Annotated in this window: 12 protein-coding genes; 7 read left to right on the top strand and 5 right to left on the bottom strand. The window is 70.5% G+C overall.

What is annotated here, in order from left to right; translation table 11 throughout:
• Positions 1 to 170 precede the first annotated feature (170 nt).
• The 3 genes from ACIGJO_RS33525 to ACIGJO_RS33515 form a co-directional block, all read right to left on the bottom strand.
• The gene (locus ACIGJO_RS33525; protein WP_399964771.1) at positions 171 to 941 is read right to left on the bottom strand and encodes a MerR family transcriptional regulator; all 771 of its coding nucleotides are present in this window, start codon (positions 939 to 941) and stop codon (positions 171 to 173) included.
• A gap of 28 nt (positions 942 to 969) precedes the next feature.
• A complete protein-coding gene (locus ACIGJO_RS33520) occupies positions 970 to 1794 on the bottom strand; it encodes a DUF2268 domain-containing protein (protein ID WP_399964769.1) in 825 nt (274 codons plus the stop codon).
• A 338-nt stretch (positions 1795 to 2132) separates the two neighbouring features.
• Positions 2133 to 2636, bottom strand: coding sequence for a GNAT family N-acetyltransferase (locus ACIGJO_RS33515; RefSeq protein ID WP_399964767.1), 504 nt, complete (start codon positions 2634 to 2636; stop codon positions 2133 to 2135).
• A gap of 491 nt (positions 2637 to 3127) precedes the next feature.
• Here ACIGJO_RS33515 and ACIGJO_RS33510 point away from each other — a divergent pair, with 491 nt between their 5' ends.
• The 5 genes from ACIGJO_RS33510 (at position 3128) to ACIGJO_RS33490 (ending at position 8818) form a co-directional block, all read left to right on the top strand.
• Positions 3128 to 3649, top strand: a complete 522-nt coding sequence (locus ACIGJO_RS33510; protein WP_399964765.1) for a toxin-antitoxin system HicB family antitoxin — start codon at positions 3128 to 3130, stop codon at positions 3647 to 3649.
• Between the two features lie 82 nt (positions 3650 to 3731).
• Entirely contained in the window at positions 3732 to 4574 is an 843-nt protein-coding gene (locus ACIGJO_RS33505; RefSeq protein ID WP_399964763.1) for a DUF4097 family beta strand repeat-containing protein, read from the top strand.
• Between the two features lie 46 nt (positions 4575 to 4620).
• Entirely contained in the window at positions 4621 to 5640 is a 1020-nt protein-coding gene (locus ACIGJO_RS33500; RefSeq protein WP_399964761.1) for an ABC transporter ATP-binding protein, read from the top strand.
• Entirely contained in the window at positions 5637 to 6428 is a 792-nt protein-coding gene (locus ACIGJO_RS33495; protein ID WP_399964759.1) for an ABC transporter permease, read from the top strand. Before ACIGJO_RS33500 ends, ACIGJO_RS33495 begins: the two co-directional genes overlap by 4 nt.
• 545 nt (positions 6429 to 6973) lie before the next feature.
• The gene (locus ACIGJO_RS33490) at positions 6974 to 8818 is read left to right on the top strand and encodes an acyl-CoA dehydrogenase (protein ID WP_399964757.1); all 1845 of its coding nucleotides are present in this window, start codon (positions 6974 to 6976) and stop codon (positions 8816 to 8818) included.
• A gap of 213 nt (positions 8819 to 9031) precedes the next feature.
• On the opposite strand, the gene ACIGJO_RS33485 is transcribed toward ACIGJO_RS33490, so the two are convergent.
• Positions 9032 to 9760 (bottom strand): DUF4232 domain-containing protein, encoded by a 729-nt coding sequence (locus ACIGJO_RS33485; protein ID WP_399964754.1) that lies wholly within the window; start codon positions 9758 to 9760, stop codon positions 9032 to 9034.
• A gap of 659 nt (positions 9761 to 10419) precedes the next feature.
• On the opposite strand from ACIGJO_RS33485, the gene ACIGJO_RS33480 reads away from it, so the two are divergent.
• Complete coding sequence (locus ACIGJO_RS33480) at positions 10420 to 11871, top strand: sugar transferase (protein WP_399964752.1); 1452 nt, start codon at positions 10420 to 10422, stop codon at positions 11869 to 11871.
• Between the two features lie 45 nt (positions 11872 to 11916).
• Here the strand turns inward: ACIGJO_RS33480 and ACIGJO_RS33475 are convergent, their stop codons facing one another.
• Entirely contained in the window at positions 11917 to 12900 is a 984-nt protein-coding gene (locus ACIGJO_RS33475; protein WP_399964749.1) for a GDP-L-fucose synthase family protein, read from the bottom strand.
• Between the two features lie 112 nt (positions 12901 to 13012).
• On the opposite strand from ACIGJO_RS33475, the gene gmd reads away from it, so the two are divergent.
• Positions 13013 to 14026 carry a GDP-mannose 4,6-dehydratase gene (gmd, locus tag ACIGJO_RS33470; RefSeq protein WP_399964747.1) on the top strand — a complete coding sequence of 338 codons (1014 nt, stop codon included), beginning with the start codon at positions 13013 to 13015 and terminating at the stop codon, positions 14024 to 14026.
• Positions 14027 to 14069: the final 43 nt, after the last annotated feature.

Here is a 14069-nt window from a genome sequence, read left to right as displayed (position 1 = left end):
CGGGAACACCACTGGCCACACGCCTGGGTTTCTGATGGCCACCAGCCTGGGCCTCCAACGGCCACCCACCTGGGCATCTCAATGACCGTTGACAAATGTGGGCGGGCGACCTCACGCCGCCGTGTGGATCGCCGGGCCGGCTGGGCCGCACGTCGTGACCGAACCGGGCGTCACCTGGGCAGGTGTTCGACGTGCAGTCGCAGTGCTTCCGCCGCGAACCGCGCTGCTTCTCGGGTGCCGAAGGACTCGTGGAAGTCGGGGCTGGACTCGTACAGGCCGGCCATGCCGCGGACCATGTCGGCGGACCGGGTCGCGTCACCGGCGTGGGTGGGGGTTCCGGGGATGTCGGCGAACCATGCCAGGTGCACGGCGGCATGCCGCTGAGCGACGGCGGAGTCGGGGGTGTGCCCGTCCTCGTGGAGTTCGCGCCATTGGGCGAGCAACGCTTCGGCGTCGGCTTTCCAGGCTTGCTGCTGGTGCACGGACTTGCTGTGCCACCACTGGTTCGAGGCCTCGAACGCCGCACGGCCCCAGCGTTGGACGCCCTCGTCCTCGTAGCGGTCGTTGAAGCCATCGAGCATCACGTCCATCCGGGGCTCGCGGCCTCGGCGACGCATGTCGAGGGTGTGCTCGACCGCGGAAATGCGTCGTTCCAGGGCTTCGCGTTCCCGGGCGAGCCGGTCCAGGTGCGCCTCCAGCGCTTCGGTCTCCGCTGCCGGGGACTCGTGTGCCGCGAGGACGGAGGCGATGTCGGCCAGCGGCATGCCCGTGTCGCGCAGCAGGAGGATGCGTTGAAGGCGTGCGACCGCGTCGGGCCCGTAGTAGCGGTAGCGGTTGGACCCTATGCGGTCGGGTTCGAGCAGCCCGATCCGGTGGTAGTGGCGCAGGGTACGGCCGCTGATGCCCGCACGCTCGGCGAGCTCGTGCACGGTCCACTCCACGGTTGGCCCCTCTCTCGCGGTGTCGTGCTCAGTCTCGCCGGACGGGGCGTGGTTCGGACCGGCCGGCGGACAGACCGAGCCGCGAGGTGACGAGGCGGAGGGTGCCGGACGCAGGGGTGCGGACGCTCCGCGCCGCGGTGCTGCCCGTGGCGTCGAGGTAGGCCCGGACCGGACATGCGCCCGCCGAGCAGCCGGCACGCGCCCGCCACGCGCCCGCCGAGTAGCCGGCGCCGGTCGGCAGGCCCAGCGGCTCGGTCCCGAAAAGCCGCGCACCGGCGTCGCCGTGCACCCGGACGGTGAAGTTCGGCATCCCCGTGACGTCGAGGCCGGTGGCGACCTTCGCCAGGACCTGGTCGTCGGTGCGGGTCTCCTCGCTCACGAAGTGGGTGCAGCCGGCGTCGCCGTACAGCTCGGCGGCGAACACGTCCGCGAGGCCCCCGGACACAACGTGCTCGCCCACCGTCACCGTCATCGGGTCCCACACGATGCCGCCGGGCGCGTAGCGCACGTTGTGGTGCAGTCCGTGGACCGCGATGGCCTCCAGGCGGTTCAGGACCAGCGGGGTGGGCCGGACCGTGATGGCGATGCAGCCGCTGATGCCCCCGAAACCCGACACGCCCTGAACCTCGTCGACGAAGTGGGCACGGGTCGGGTCGCCCACGACCAGGAGGACCGTCAGGTCGGGCACGGCCGTTGCGGGATCGGCGGCCCGCAGGCACGTGATCGCTCCCCCGAGCGCCTTCTCGACGCGGTTCCAGGCGTCGGCGGCGGCCAGGGTGTCCGCTGCCTCACGGCCTTGATCGTTCGCCGGGTCCCAGTCGAACCCGAAGTTCTGTCGGTGCAGCGCGGCCATGTCCACCCGCCGGGGATGAAGTGATACATGCCCGCCGTCGGAGCCCACATCTCGCACACCGGGCCGGGGCGGACCGACGGAGCCGCTGCCAGGATCCGGGCCATCACCGAAGCGCCGTCCCGCACTGAGACCGCATGACACCCGACCGTAGACATGGCGGCTACGACAAGGTCGACGAACACCCGCGCGTCGATCGAGCCGGCATCCCGCTGCGGATCCGGTGTCCCCCACCGTTCGCGCGGCTCGTCCAACCGCTCCCCACTGTCGGGCCGGGGCATCCCACCGCCTCCCCAGCATCCGGACCGACCCCGTCATGAAGCCCGGGGCGTGGCCTCATCTCACGGCAACGGGCGCGTGAGCCACACCACTTCACCGCTGTCCTCCGTGGTAACGCGATCCCGCTCGAACCCGAGCTTCTCAAGGACCCGGAACGACGGGGTGTTCCAGGCCCCGACCGTCGCCCAGAGCCGTTTCCGCCCGGTCGCGATGGCGGCGTCGAGCACAGCGCGGGCCGCCTCGGTGGCGTAGCCGTGCCCGTGCGCGCGCTGGAACAGCTCGTACGCGATCTCGGGCTCCTCCACAGTGGATCGGCCGATGACCAGCCCGCAGTAGCCGATGAAGTCGCCCTCGTCGCGGCGCTGGATGGGCAGCAGGGCGATCCCCGTTGTCTCGGTCGCGCCGAGCAGATCCGCGATGGACGTCCGCGTGCGCTCAACCGTGGGTGTCCCCTTGCCGCGTTCGGAGAGGAGGGCGCAGAACTCGGCGGCGTCGGAGTCGGCCCACGGCCGCAGTATCAGCCGCTCGGTCTCAAGGTGGAACGACATCGTCCCGTACGTAGACATGGCCCCTACTCTGCCCCACGGGCCACCACGGGTCACCACGGGTCACCACGGACCGCAGCTGGAGTACTGGCAGCCGGACTACTGGGCGATGAGGCAGCACGCCGCGGGCCCGCCGCTCACTCCAGGGCATCCGGACGGCGTGCGCGGAACCTCTCCGGGAGGCCGCGGCCGGGCGAAGGTCCCCGGGCAGGCATGACTCCACCTTGCGCCGCAACGGCGCCGCAATGGCACCATCCACCGATTCCATCAGCGTAGACCGACGCGACCCATGGCTCCAGGCATCTGATCCCGACCAGTGGCGCGACACTCGATTGAGCACCATCGGGAGCCATCAAGACCATCCCGCGACAATGTGGCACCACACGACACCTACCGACAGAAGGCTTCTGACCTGCAAGAACACGCACAATCACAACCCCACCCCCTCGCTCTGCGCCACACATCGCGCCTTCGGGCTTGCCATGGCGCCACAGTGATGCCACTATTGCGTCATGAACCTCACGCCGTACGTCGAAACGCTCCGCAGCGAACTTGCGGCAGCCGCCGAAGCCGGTGGCGACGAAGCCCGCGAGCTGGCAGAGCTGCTGACCGCTCCGCTGGAGTCGGCCACCCGGCTGGCCATGCTCAATGTGCTCTCCGCCGCCGTGGACGAGATCACCCGTGAACTCGCCCCCGGTTCGGTCGATGTACGACTGAGTGGCCTCGACCCCGAGTTCGTGGTGGTGCTGCCGCAGCACGAGCACCGGACCGAACCACTGGACGCACCGGCGCCCGCCCCGGCCCCGGTGCCCGCCGGCGGAGACACGGGCGGGGGCGCCGCGCGCGTCAATCTGCGCCTGTCGTCCCACCTCAAGACCCGCGCCGAGGAGGCCGCGGCCCACGAGGGCCTGTCGGTCAACTCGTGGCTCGTACGTGTCGTCTCGGCCGCTGTCGACGCGGGCGGCATCACCGCCTCCCGTACCCCCGACAAGGCCCGGGCCGTCGGTCAGAGCTTCACGGGCTGGGTGCACTAGCCGCACCCCGCCCCGCACTGCTTCACCCACACCACGTCCCACCAGCGAGGACGTGCCAGAGAGCCAAGAGGACGGGACAGCCATGCCTTCTTTCGACACTCCCCAGCCGATCTCGGTCACCGCCCGGGTGGACGCGGGATCCATCCAGTTCACCGCCGCCGACCGCCCCGACACGGTCGTCGAGGTACGGCCCCGCGACCCGAAGAAGGACAAGGACGTAAAGGCCGCCGAGCAGACCGAGGCCACGTACACGAGCGGCGTACTGACCGTCAGAACACCCAAGTCCAGCCTGCTCGGCCGCACCGGCACCGTCGATGTGACGGTCGACCTGCCCACGGACTCGCGCATCGACCTGACCGGCGCCTGGACCCAGGTACTCGGCGAGGGCCGGCTCGGCGAGGTCCGGGTGAAGACCTCGTCCGGCGACGTCCGCCTCGACACGACCGGCCCGCTGAAACTGACCGCCTCCCACGGATCGATCACCGTCGACCGCGTCGAGGGCCCCGCCGAGATCACCACCAGCTCCGGCAGCCTGCGCGTCGGCCTCGTCGACGGCACCGCCGTCCTCAAGAACTCGCACGGCACCACCACCGTCGGCGCCGCGACCGGCGAACTGTGCGTCAGCGGCGCCAACGGCGACATCCAGATCGAGCGCGCCGAGAACTCCGTCACCGCCACCACCGCCCACGGCGCCCTGCGCGTCGCCGAAGTCGCCCGAGGCACCGTCCAGCTGGAAACCAGCTACGGCGCCATCGACATCGGCGTCCGCGAGGGCACCGCGGCCTGGCTCGACGTCAGCTCAAGCTCCGGACAGGTACGCAACACCCTCACCACGTCCGAGACCCCCGCCAAGACCGAGAACACCGTCGAGGTCCACGCCAGGACCCGGTACGGCAACATCGACATCCGCCGCGCCCGCGCCTGAGAGTTCACCGCCCCACTCCATTCCAGCCTTCGATCGGGGAGAACCCATGTCTTCTTCTGTCATGCCCACATCCATGAAGGGTGACGGTCGCCCGCCGGCCGCCGTCTCCGCCCGCGGTCTGCGTAAGTCGTACGGTGACAAGACCGTGCTCGACGGTATCGATCTGTGCATCCCGGCCGGGTCGGTGTTCGCACTGCTCGGGCCGAACGGTGCGGGCAAGACCACCGCGGTGAAGATCCTGTCCACGCTCATCACCGCGGACGGCGGTGAACTGCGTGTCGGTGGTCATGATCCGGCCGCCGATCCGCAGGCGGTGCGTGCGGCGATCGGGGTCACGGGCCAGTTCTCCGCGGTCGACGGGCTGATCACGGGCGAGGAGAACATGCTCCTCATGGCGGACCTGCACCACCTGCCCAGGCCCGAGGGACGGCGGGTCACCGCCGGACTCCTGGAACGGTTCGACCTCACCGAGGCCGCGAAGAAGCCCGCCTCGACGTACTCGGGCGGCATGAAACGGCGTCTGGACATCGCGATGACGCTGGTCGGGAACCCGCGGATCATCTTCCTCGACGAGCCGACCACCGGCCTGGACCCGCGCTCCCGCCACAACATGTGGGGCATCATCCGCGAACTCGTCTCCGACGGGGTGACCGTCCTGCTCACGACCCAGTACCTGGACGAGGCCGACGAACTCGCCGACCGTATCGCCGTCCTCCACGACGGCAGGATCGCCGCCGAGGGCACCGCCGACGAACTGAAGCGGCTCGTACCCGGCGGACACGTACGGCTCCGCTTCACCGACCCCGCCGCCTACCGCTCCGCCGCCTCCGCGCTGCGCGAGACCACGGGGGACGACGAGGCGCTCACCCTCCAGATCCCCAGCGACGGCAGCCAGCGCGAACTGCGTTCCATCCTCGACTGGCTCGACTCCACCGGCATCGAGGCCGAGGAACTCACCGTCCACACCCCCGACCTCGACGACGTCTTCTTCGCCCTGACCTCCAGCAGCACCAGCACCCCCAACACCCCGCGCCAGACCGGCCAGTTCAAGGAGAACGTCCGATGAGTACCCTCTCCCTCGCCGTCCGCGACTCCTCCACCATGCTCCGCCGCAACCTCCTGCACGCGCGGCGCTACCCGTCCCTGACGCTGAACCTGCTGCTCACGCCGATCATGATGCTGCTGCTCTTCGTCTACATCTTCGGCGACGTGATGAGCGCCGGCATCGGCGGCGGAAACGCCGACCGCTCCGCGTACATCGCCTACATCGTGCCCGGCCTGCTGCTGATGACCATCGGGAGCACCGCCATCGGTACCGCGGTCTCCGTGTCCAACGACATGACCGAGGGCATCATCGCCCGCTTCCGCACGATGGCCATCCACCGCGGCTCGGTCCTGGTCGGGCACGTCGTGGGGAGCGTCCTGCAGTGCGTGATGAGCGTGCTCCTCGTGGGTGCCGTCGCCGTCGCCATCGGGTTCCGCTCCACCGACGCCACAGCCCTCGAATGGCTCGCGGCCTTCGGACTCCTCGTCCTCTTCGCCACGGCGCTCACCTGGATCGCGGTCGGCATGGGCCTCATCAGCCCGAACGCCGAGGCCGCCAGCAACAACGCCCTCCCCATGATCCTGCTCCCGCTCCTCTCCAGCGCCTTCATTCCCGTCGACACCATGCCGGGCTGGTTCCGGCCCATCGCCGAGTACCAGCCCTTCACCCCGGCCATCGAGACCCTGCGCGGGTTGCTGCTCGGCACCGAGATCGGCCACAACGGCTGGCTCACCCTCGCCTGGTCCCTCGGCCTCACCGTCCTCGGCTACCTCTGGTCCACCTCGAAGTTCAACCACGACCCGAAGTAACCGGCCCATCGGCCCGGACCAGTCCTCATGGCCCGGACCAGTCTGCACAGCCCGGACCAGTCTTCACAGCCCGACCCACCCGGGGCGGGGCGCACCCCGGCACCACGTCGGCGTGCGCCCCGCCCCGGAGGCGTTCCCCAGGCATTCCCCAAGCACTTCGCAGGCGTTCCCCAGGCGTTCCCCAGGCGTTCCGCAGGCGTTTCTGAGGTCCCGTCCGCGGGTGCGGCGCATACCCCAGTCCCTGCGCGACGCCCCTGTCCCGCCACCGGCGGCGCACGAAGTGAGCGCCGCGGACGAAGTGAGGGCCGTCGGCGGCGAGGAGCGCGCGAGGGCCGGTCCCCGGCCGCGCGATCCAGCGGTACCAGACTTTCCGCCCATTCCGCGATCAAGGTTTCCCGTGCCTGGGAACGGAGCACATACCGTCATCCTGCCGCTCCTAATCGTGATGATCATCTCTCCGTCGCAACCGAACGTGTGGGCTAGCGTTCCGAAGCGTGATCATCTCCTCCCTCCCTTCCGACCAGGCAGCTTCGACCGTTGCGGCGTTGACGCGTGCGCTCTTCGGTGACCGGCCGGAGCTTCACGAGCCCTGGCGAAAGCTCTTCAGCACCGAGCCGTTCCGCTTCCGCGAAGGACTGTCGCCCGCCGGGCGCGCAGCACTGTCCTACGAGCGTTTACTTCTGATCAACGACGCGCTCGACAGTCCCGAGGACTTCGTGGCCGATGTGGAGCGGCTCACGGCGCTGCACGAATGGGTCGGCCCGGTGGACGCGGGGCTGGGCACCGTGGCGAGCATTCACTACAACCTCTTTCTGGGGAGCCTGGTCGATCACGCGGCGGGTCCGGAGCGCGATCTGCGGGAGTTCGCCGAGCTACGGCGCACAGGAACGTTTCTGTGCACGGAGAGCGGACACGGCAACAGCGCCGCGCAGCTGGAGACCACGGCGACCTACGACCCCGCCGCACGCGAGTTCACGCTGCACACCCCCACTGCCGCCGCCCGCAAGTTCATGCCGAACACCAGCTCCACCGGTGGCCCCAAGAGCACCGTCGTCGCCGCCCGCCTGATCGTCGACGGCAAGGACCGGGGCGTCTTCCTCTTCCTCGCCGAACTCAGCGACGCGTCCGGGCGTCCGATGCCGGGAGTCGGGATACGCAGGCTGCCACAGACGGCCACCGCTCCCGTCGACCACTGTGTGACCTCCTTCGACCGGGTCCGGCTGCCGCACACGGCGCTTCTCCAGTCGGCCCACGGGCAGCTCACACCGGAAGGCGTCTTCACCAGTTCGGTCGGCAGCCCGCGCAAGCGCTTCCTGCACTCCATAGGCCGCGTCACGGCCGGGAAGCTCTGCATGAGCGCCTACAGCCTCGGCGTCACGCGCCACGCGCTGGCGGTGGCCGTGCGGCACGCCCACACACGGCACACCTCCGGGGTGTCCGCCGGCCGCAGCGTCCCCCTGTTCGCCCACCGCAGCCATCACACTCCGCTCCTCGACGCCATCGCCACCACCTACGCCGCGACCTTCCTGCACCGCGCCGCGGTACGGCGATGGGCGCGGTCCCCGGAGTCGGAGCGGGAGAACGGTGAGCGGTTCGCGGCCGTCGCCAAGGGCTGGATCACCTGGCGGGCCCGCGACGTCATGACCGAGTGCCGCGAACGCTGCGGCGCGCAGGGGCTCTTCCTGGCCAACGGGATCGCCGGCCAGCTGGCGGCCAACGAGGGAACCATCACCGCGGAGGGCGACAACCTTGTCATCTGGGTCAAGGCCGCCGGTGAGATGCTTCTCGGCCACTTCACACCGGAGGTGGCCCGGGAGACGCCCCCGGAGGCCCGCGACCTCGGCGACCCCGCCTTTCTCCAGGACCTGCTGTCGGACATCGAGCGCGTCTGGCACGGGCGTGCGCGGACCCGTCTGCGCGGCGCACCGGCGGGCAATCCGCTCAACCGGTGGAACGCCGCCGTCACACCCGCCCTGGAACTGGTCGACGCCCACGCCCACCGCCAGGCCGCGCAGGCACTGCTGGATGCCGCCGACGAGGCTCAGCACCCCCAGGCGCAGCACCAACTGCGCCTGCTGCAGCGGCTGTTCGCCCTTCGCCGGATCGCGGCCCACAGCGGGGACCTGCTCGCGGACGGATACCTGACCAGTGCCCAGGTGAGGCAGCTCCCCGACGCGGCCGAGGACGTCGTCGCGGAGCTCGCACCGCACGCCCTGACCCTGACGAAAGGATTCGCCATCGCGGACGAGATCCTCCTGGACCACCCGATCAGCCGGCCCGACGGCTTCGACCGCTTCGGCGGCGACGAGGATCACGTGGGCCGCGAGGGCGTCAGCGGCTGCCAGGACGTCGGCGCCCAGGACCGCACGGGAGGCCTTCGGACCCGATGAGACCGGCGTTCCCCGCCACCGGGCCATGAGCGGGCGGGCGTCCGCCGGTCCGGAGAGCCCCCGCACACGAACGCGTCCACCCGCTCGGTGAGCGGATGGACGCGGTTCCACCAAGGCTCGGGGGTGCCTCGGAGGTCTGGTGCCGTACGGAGTCGCCGGAGCCGGCCGGCGCCGTTCGCGGCCTCCGGAACTCGTCGGCGCCGTTCGCGAACCCTAGAAGTCGTCGGCGCCGTTGCGCAGTTCGGAAGTCCAGTAGCCGGTCTTGGCCGCGGCGTCGTCCACGGCGATGCCGCCCTTGGGCGCGGTGACGGACTCGCTGCCCTCGGCGGGGCCGTCGGTGGCGAAGAAGTTCACGTAGAACGAGGTGACGGCGTGGTTCTTGTCGTCGACGCCGCCGTTGTTGATCCGGACGGCCGCGTAGGCCGGAGCACCGGCCTCCAGCACGATCGGGACGCCGGGGTTGCTCTTGGCGACCGCCGGAACGTCCTTCGAGGTCTGGGGAAGCTCGCCGAACGCGAGCAGCGGGTACTTCAGCAGCGTGCAGGCGCGGGCGGAGACGTTCTTCGCGGTGAGGGTGATGTGCGTGGTCGGCACGCCCTCCTGCTTCGCCGCGGAGACCTTCACGTCGTCGGCGGTGCAGGCCGGGGCCTTGGCGCCCGGCTTCTTCTTCGAACCGGCCTGCGCGGCCACATCCCCGGAACCGGACTCCCCGGAACCGGCCGTCTTCGAGCCGGCCTTCTCCGTGCCGCCCGCGGTGTCCGAGCCACCCGTACCCGAGCCGGCCGTACCCGCACCGCCGTCAGCGGCCTTCGACGCCGAAGCCGGCTTCGCGGCACCGTCGCTCTTCGTGCCGTCCTCACCGCCACAGGCCGTCAGCGACAGGCTGAGCGCGGCCACGGCGGTCGCGGCGAGAACAACGGGACGACGGATGGAAGTACGCATGTGGGGCTCCCCCGGAAGTTACGGCCAGTGATGGTCGATGCCCACGCCGGGCACCTGGTCCACCCACAGCTTGCGGCCCCGCCCTGCCGTCCCGCTGACGTCCCACTGACGTCCCGCTGACGCACACATCCCGGCCATCAGCCCGCCCGCCCCGAGGGGCGGAGGGTGCGGCCGGCCGCTCGGAGGGCAGAAGCTCCCCATGTGCCGCCCCACCGCAAAGCCACCGCCACATCCACGACATCCGGTGGACATGAAGACGGGACCTCCCTCGGCCCTGCAAGCATCCTGGTTTCATGGGCACTTGAGACCGCGAGCGCGGCCGGCGGCCGGCGCCCGGCAAGCGCTTGCTCAAATCCTTCAAATCCCAACACCCATACACAGAAGGCGAGATCACCCACGAAAGGGACCCGGCGGCCATGCCTCCGATGTGTCTGAACTTCACGAGAACTCCAGCGAAATGGCACCTGTGTGGATATCGTGCACCGAGCGAGGGCGCATCCGTCAGTCCATGGGATCGGCGGATGCGTCCCGTTTGTGGGGGTGCGACCGTGACTGGGGGGTCCATGGGGCATGTCGAAACACCTGAAACCGATACATCCGGGCCGGTCGGGCTCCGGGGCGCGCCGCGTCCCCGCACCGCCGCGTCCCGGTACCGCGCCATGGCCCCGGAGCAGTCGGGGCGGGCCCGGGAGTTACGGCGCGGCCGTTCCGGCCCGAGCCGGGCGAGGAGAACGCCGGGCGGGCATCCGGCGCTGCTCGCCCTGACCGAGGCTCTGGGGCTCGCGCTCCCCGCCTGGCCGGTCCTGAGCGCCGGTGACCAGTCGGATCCGCTGGTCACCGCGGCGCTCGCCGGTCTCGTGTGGGCCGGGCTGCGGGCCTCGCGCGGCCGGTACGCGGAGCGGTCGCGCAACGGGGGGCCCGGCGCGCCCGGAGCATGGGGCGTGCCCGGGGACTGGCTGCTGCTCATCGGAGCCCTCGCCGTGCTGCGTACGGTGACCGGCGGTTCCGTGGACCCGGCCACGGAGATCGTGGCCCTCGCTCCAGGGCTGGTGTCCGCCTCTCTCGTGGCACAGCTGCGGCGGTGGCCCGGGGCCGCGCGCCAGGTGCGGCGGGTGCTGCTGGTCGGCGAGGCGCCGGGGGTGGACCGGGCGGTGCACCTCCTCAACTCCCGTACGGGACACGGGTATGACGTGGTGGCCGCGATACCGGTGGGGCCGGTGGCCCTGGAGCACGATGTGCGGGTCCCGGGACGGCTGGCCTCGTGCCCCGCCGACGACGATGTGTCGACGGTGCTGGGCGGAACCTTCGCGCACGCGGCGGATCTGGTGCTGGTGGCCCCCGGCCCCCAGCTGACCGGGGAACGGCTGAGGCGGCTCGGCTGGGGGCTGCACGACGGGGGGATCTCCCTCTGTGTGCTCTCGGAGCTCTCCGGTGTCGCCTCGGCCAGGATCAGGCCCTGTGCGGTCGCCGGCCTGACACTGCTGCATGTCTCGCCGCCGCTGCGCCACGGCCCGCAGGCGGCGGTGAAGACCGCGCTGGACCGGTGCGGCGCCCTGTTCGGGCTGCTGCTGCTGGCTCCGCTGATGCTGACGGTGGCGCTGAGCGTACGGCTGTCCTCGCGCGGTCCGGTGTTCCACCGCCAGATCCGGCACGGCCAGCACAACCAGCCGTTCACCATGTGGAAGTTCCGCACGATGGTGGCGGATGCGGAGAGCCGCAAGGCGTTGCTCGTCGCGGCCGACGAGGGTGCCGGTCCGATGTTCAAGATGCGGCGCGACCCGCGGGTGACACCGATCGGCAGGGCGCTGCGCCGGACGTCGATCGATGAACTGCCCCAGCTCGTCAATGTGCTGATGGGTCAGATGTCCCTGGTGGGACCCCGTCCACCGCTCCCGGAGGAGGTGTCCCGCTACAACGAGCGTGAGCACCGGCGGCTCGCCGTGAAGCCGGGGCTGACGGGGCTGTGGCAGGTCAGCGGGCGCTCGGACCTGTCCTGGCAGGAGACCGTCGCGCTCGACCTCTGGTACGTCGACAACTGGTCGGTGGCCACGGACATGAGGCTCCTCGCCCGTACGGTGCGCGCCGTCACCGACGGCCGCGGGGCCTACTGAGGGGGGCGGGGCATGCGCATGCGGGGAGCCGTGTGGGGTGAACGGTCAGACACTCCCCGGGAGTTGGCCGAGCCACCAGGCGTAGGTGGAGGCGATGCCCTCGCGCAGCGGGATCTTCGGCTCGAAGCCGAGCGAGAGGAGGCGGGACACATCGAGGAGCTTGCGCGGGGTTCCGTCGGGCTTGGAGGTGTCCCAGGTGATGTCACCCTGATACCCCGTCACCTCGCGTACGGTTTCGGCCAGTTTCCGGATGGTCAGGTCCTCCCCGCAGCCGATGTTGACGGGTTCGTCGCCGTCGTAGACCTCCAGCAGCCGTACGCACGCGGCGGCCAGGTCGTCGACATGGAGGAATTCGCGGCGGGGGCTCCCCGAACCCCACAGCGTGACCTCGGGGGCCCTGTCCCGCTTCGCCTCGTGGAAGCGGCGGATGAGCGCGGGCAGGACGTGCGAGGTCTCCAGGTCGAAGTTGTCGCCGGGACCGTAGAGGTTGGTGGGCATGGCGCTGATGTACGCGGCGCCGTACTGCCGGCGGTACGACCGGGTCTGGGCGATCCCGGCGATCTTGGCGAGCGCGTAGGCCTCGTTGGTCGGCTCCAGCGGGCCGGTGAGCAGGGCGTCCTCGCGGATCGGCTGAGGGGCGTGCTTGGGGTAGATGCAGGACGAGCCGAGGAACAGCAGCCGCCCGGTGCCCGCCGCGTGCGCCCCGGCGATCACGCTGAGCTGGATGCGCAGGTTGTCCTCCAGGAACTGCACCGGGCAGGTGCTGTTGGCCATGATCCCGCCCACCTTGGCGGCGGCCAGCACCACGGCGTCCGGCCGTATACCGCGCAGATACGCCGCGGTCGGCGCGGACTCACGCAGATCGAGCAGCTCACGGCCCCGGGTGAGCACCTCATGACCTTCGGCGGTGAGGCGTCGCACCAGTGCCGAGCCGACGAGACCGCGGTGGCCCGCCACGAAGACACGGGAGCCGGGACGCAGTAGGGGGCGGACGGATTCCTGGGTCGGGCCGGGGAGATCAGTCGTCATGGCTCGGATTGTGCCAGCAGACACACATCGCGGAGACCTTTTGCCGCAGAACGCTTCAATTCCGGAATATCGGCGACCACTCGCCCCTCGGGCGAACAGAGAAGGGGGACTCGTGGCGAAGACCGCGCTCATCACCGGCGTCACGGGCCAGGACGGTTCGTATCTGGCCGAGTTGCTGCTCGGCAAGGGGTACACGGTCCATGGGCTGATACGCCGCTCGTCGAGCTTCAACACCGAGCGGATCGACCACATCTACCAGGGGCCCGAGGAAGCGGACCGTTCCTTCGTCCTGCACCACGCCGATCTGGCGGACGGCGTCGCCCTGGTGAATCTGCTGCGCGACATCCGGCCGGACGAGGTCTACAACCTGGGTGCGCAGTCGCATGTCCGGGTCTCGTTCGACTCCCCGCTCTACACCGGCGATGTCACCGGGCTCGGCGCCATGAGACTGCTGGAGGCGGTCCGGGCCAGCGGGATCGAGACCCGGGTCTACCAGGCCTCGTCCTCGGAGATGTTCGGTGCCAGCCCGCCGCCGCAGAACGAGAGCACCCCGTTCCACCCGCGCAGCCCGTACAGCGTCGCGAAGGTGTACGCGTACTGGGCGACGGTCAACTACCGTGAGGCGTATGGAATGTTCGCGGTCAACGGCATTCTGTTCAACCACGAGTCACCGCGCCGCGGCGAGACCTTCGTGACCCGGAAGATCACCCGGGGGGTGGCACGGATCAAGGCCGGGCTCCAGGACCGACTGCACCTGGGCAATCTCGACGCCGTACGGGACTGGGGGTACGCCCCGGAGTATGTGGACGCCATGTGGCGGATGCTCCAGTGCGAGCGGCCCGACGACTATGTGGTCGCCACCGGCGAGGGGGTCAGCGTCCGCCGGTTCCTGGAGTTCGCCTTCGAGCACGCGGGGCTCGACTGGCGCGAGCATGTGCGCCACGACCCGAAGTACGAGCGTCCCAGCGAGGTCGACGCGCTGATCGGCGACGCCTCCAAGGCGCGCGAACTGCTCGACTGGAAGCCCGCCGTCAGGTCGCGGGAGCTGGCCCGGATCATGGTGGACGCGGACATCCGCCTGCTGGCGGACCAGCTCACCGGAGCGGCCGTACGGGTGGACCGGTGAGAGGCCCGGTCCCCCGGAGCGCCCGCGCCGCCCTCCGCGTCCC

The organism is Streptomyces sp. NPDC079020 (assembly GCF_044542225.1).
GTDB lineage: Bacteria > Actinomycetota > Actinomycetes > Streptomycetales > Streptomycetaceae > Streptomyces.
The sequence above is the reverse complement of the archived record's forward strand: the minus strand, read 5'-3'. Positions and strand labels throughout refer to the sequence as shown.

Excerpts from the sequence above, each read along its gene's own strand:
- ACIGJO_RS33520 (WP_399964769.1), bottom strand. The coding sequence starts at position 1,794 with ATGGCCGCGCTGCACCGACAGAACTTCGGGTTCGACTGGGACCCGGCG.
- ACIGJO_RS33515 (WP_399964767.1), bottom strand. The coding sequence starts at position 2,636 with ATGTCTACGTACGGGACGATGTCGTTCCACCTTGAGACCGAGCGGCTG.
- ACIGJO_RS33510 (WP_399964765.1), top strand. The coding sequence starts at position 3,128 with ATGAACCTCACGCCGTACGTCGAAACGCTCCGCAGCGAACTTGCGGCA.
- ACIGJO_RS33505 (WP_399964763.1), top strand. The coding sequence starts at position 3,732 with ATGCCTTCTTTCGACACTCCCCAGCCGATCTCGGTCACCGCCCGGGTG.
- ACIGJO_RS33500 (WP_399964761.1), top strand. The coding sequence starts at position 4,621 with ATGTCTTCTTCTGTCATGCCCACATCCATGAAGGGTGACGGTCGCCCG.
- ACIGJO_RS33495 (WP_399964759.1), top strand. The coding sequence starts at position 5,637 with ATGAGTACCCTCTCCCTCGCCGTCCGCGACTCCTCCACCATGCTCCGC.
- ACIGJO_RS33485 (WP_399964754.1), bottom strand. The coding sequence starts at position 9,760 with ATGCGTACTTCCATCCGTCGTCCCGTTGTTCTCGCCGCGACCGCCGTG.
- ACIGJO_RS33480 (WP_399964752.1), top strand. The coding sequence starts at position 10,420 with ATGGCCCCGGAGCAGTCGGGGCGGGCCCGGGAGTTACGGCGCGGCCGT.
- ACIGJO_RS33475 (WP_399964749.1), bottom strand. The coding sequence starts at position 12,900 with ATGACGACTGATCTCCCCGGCCCGACCCAGGAATCCGTCCGCCCCCTA.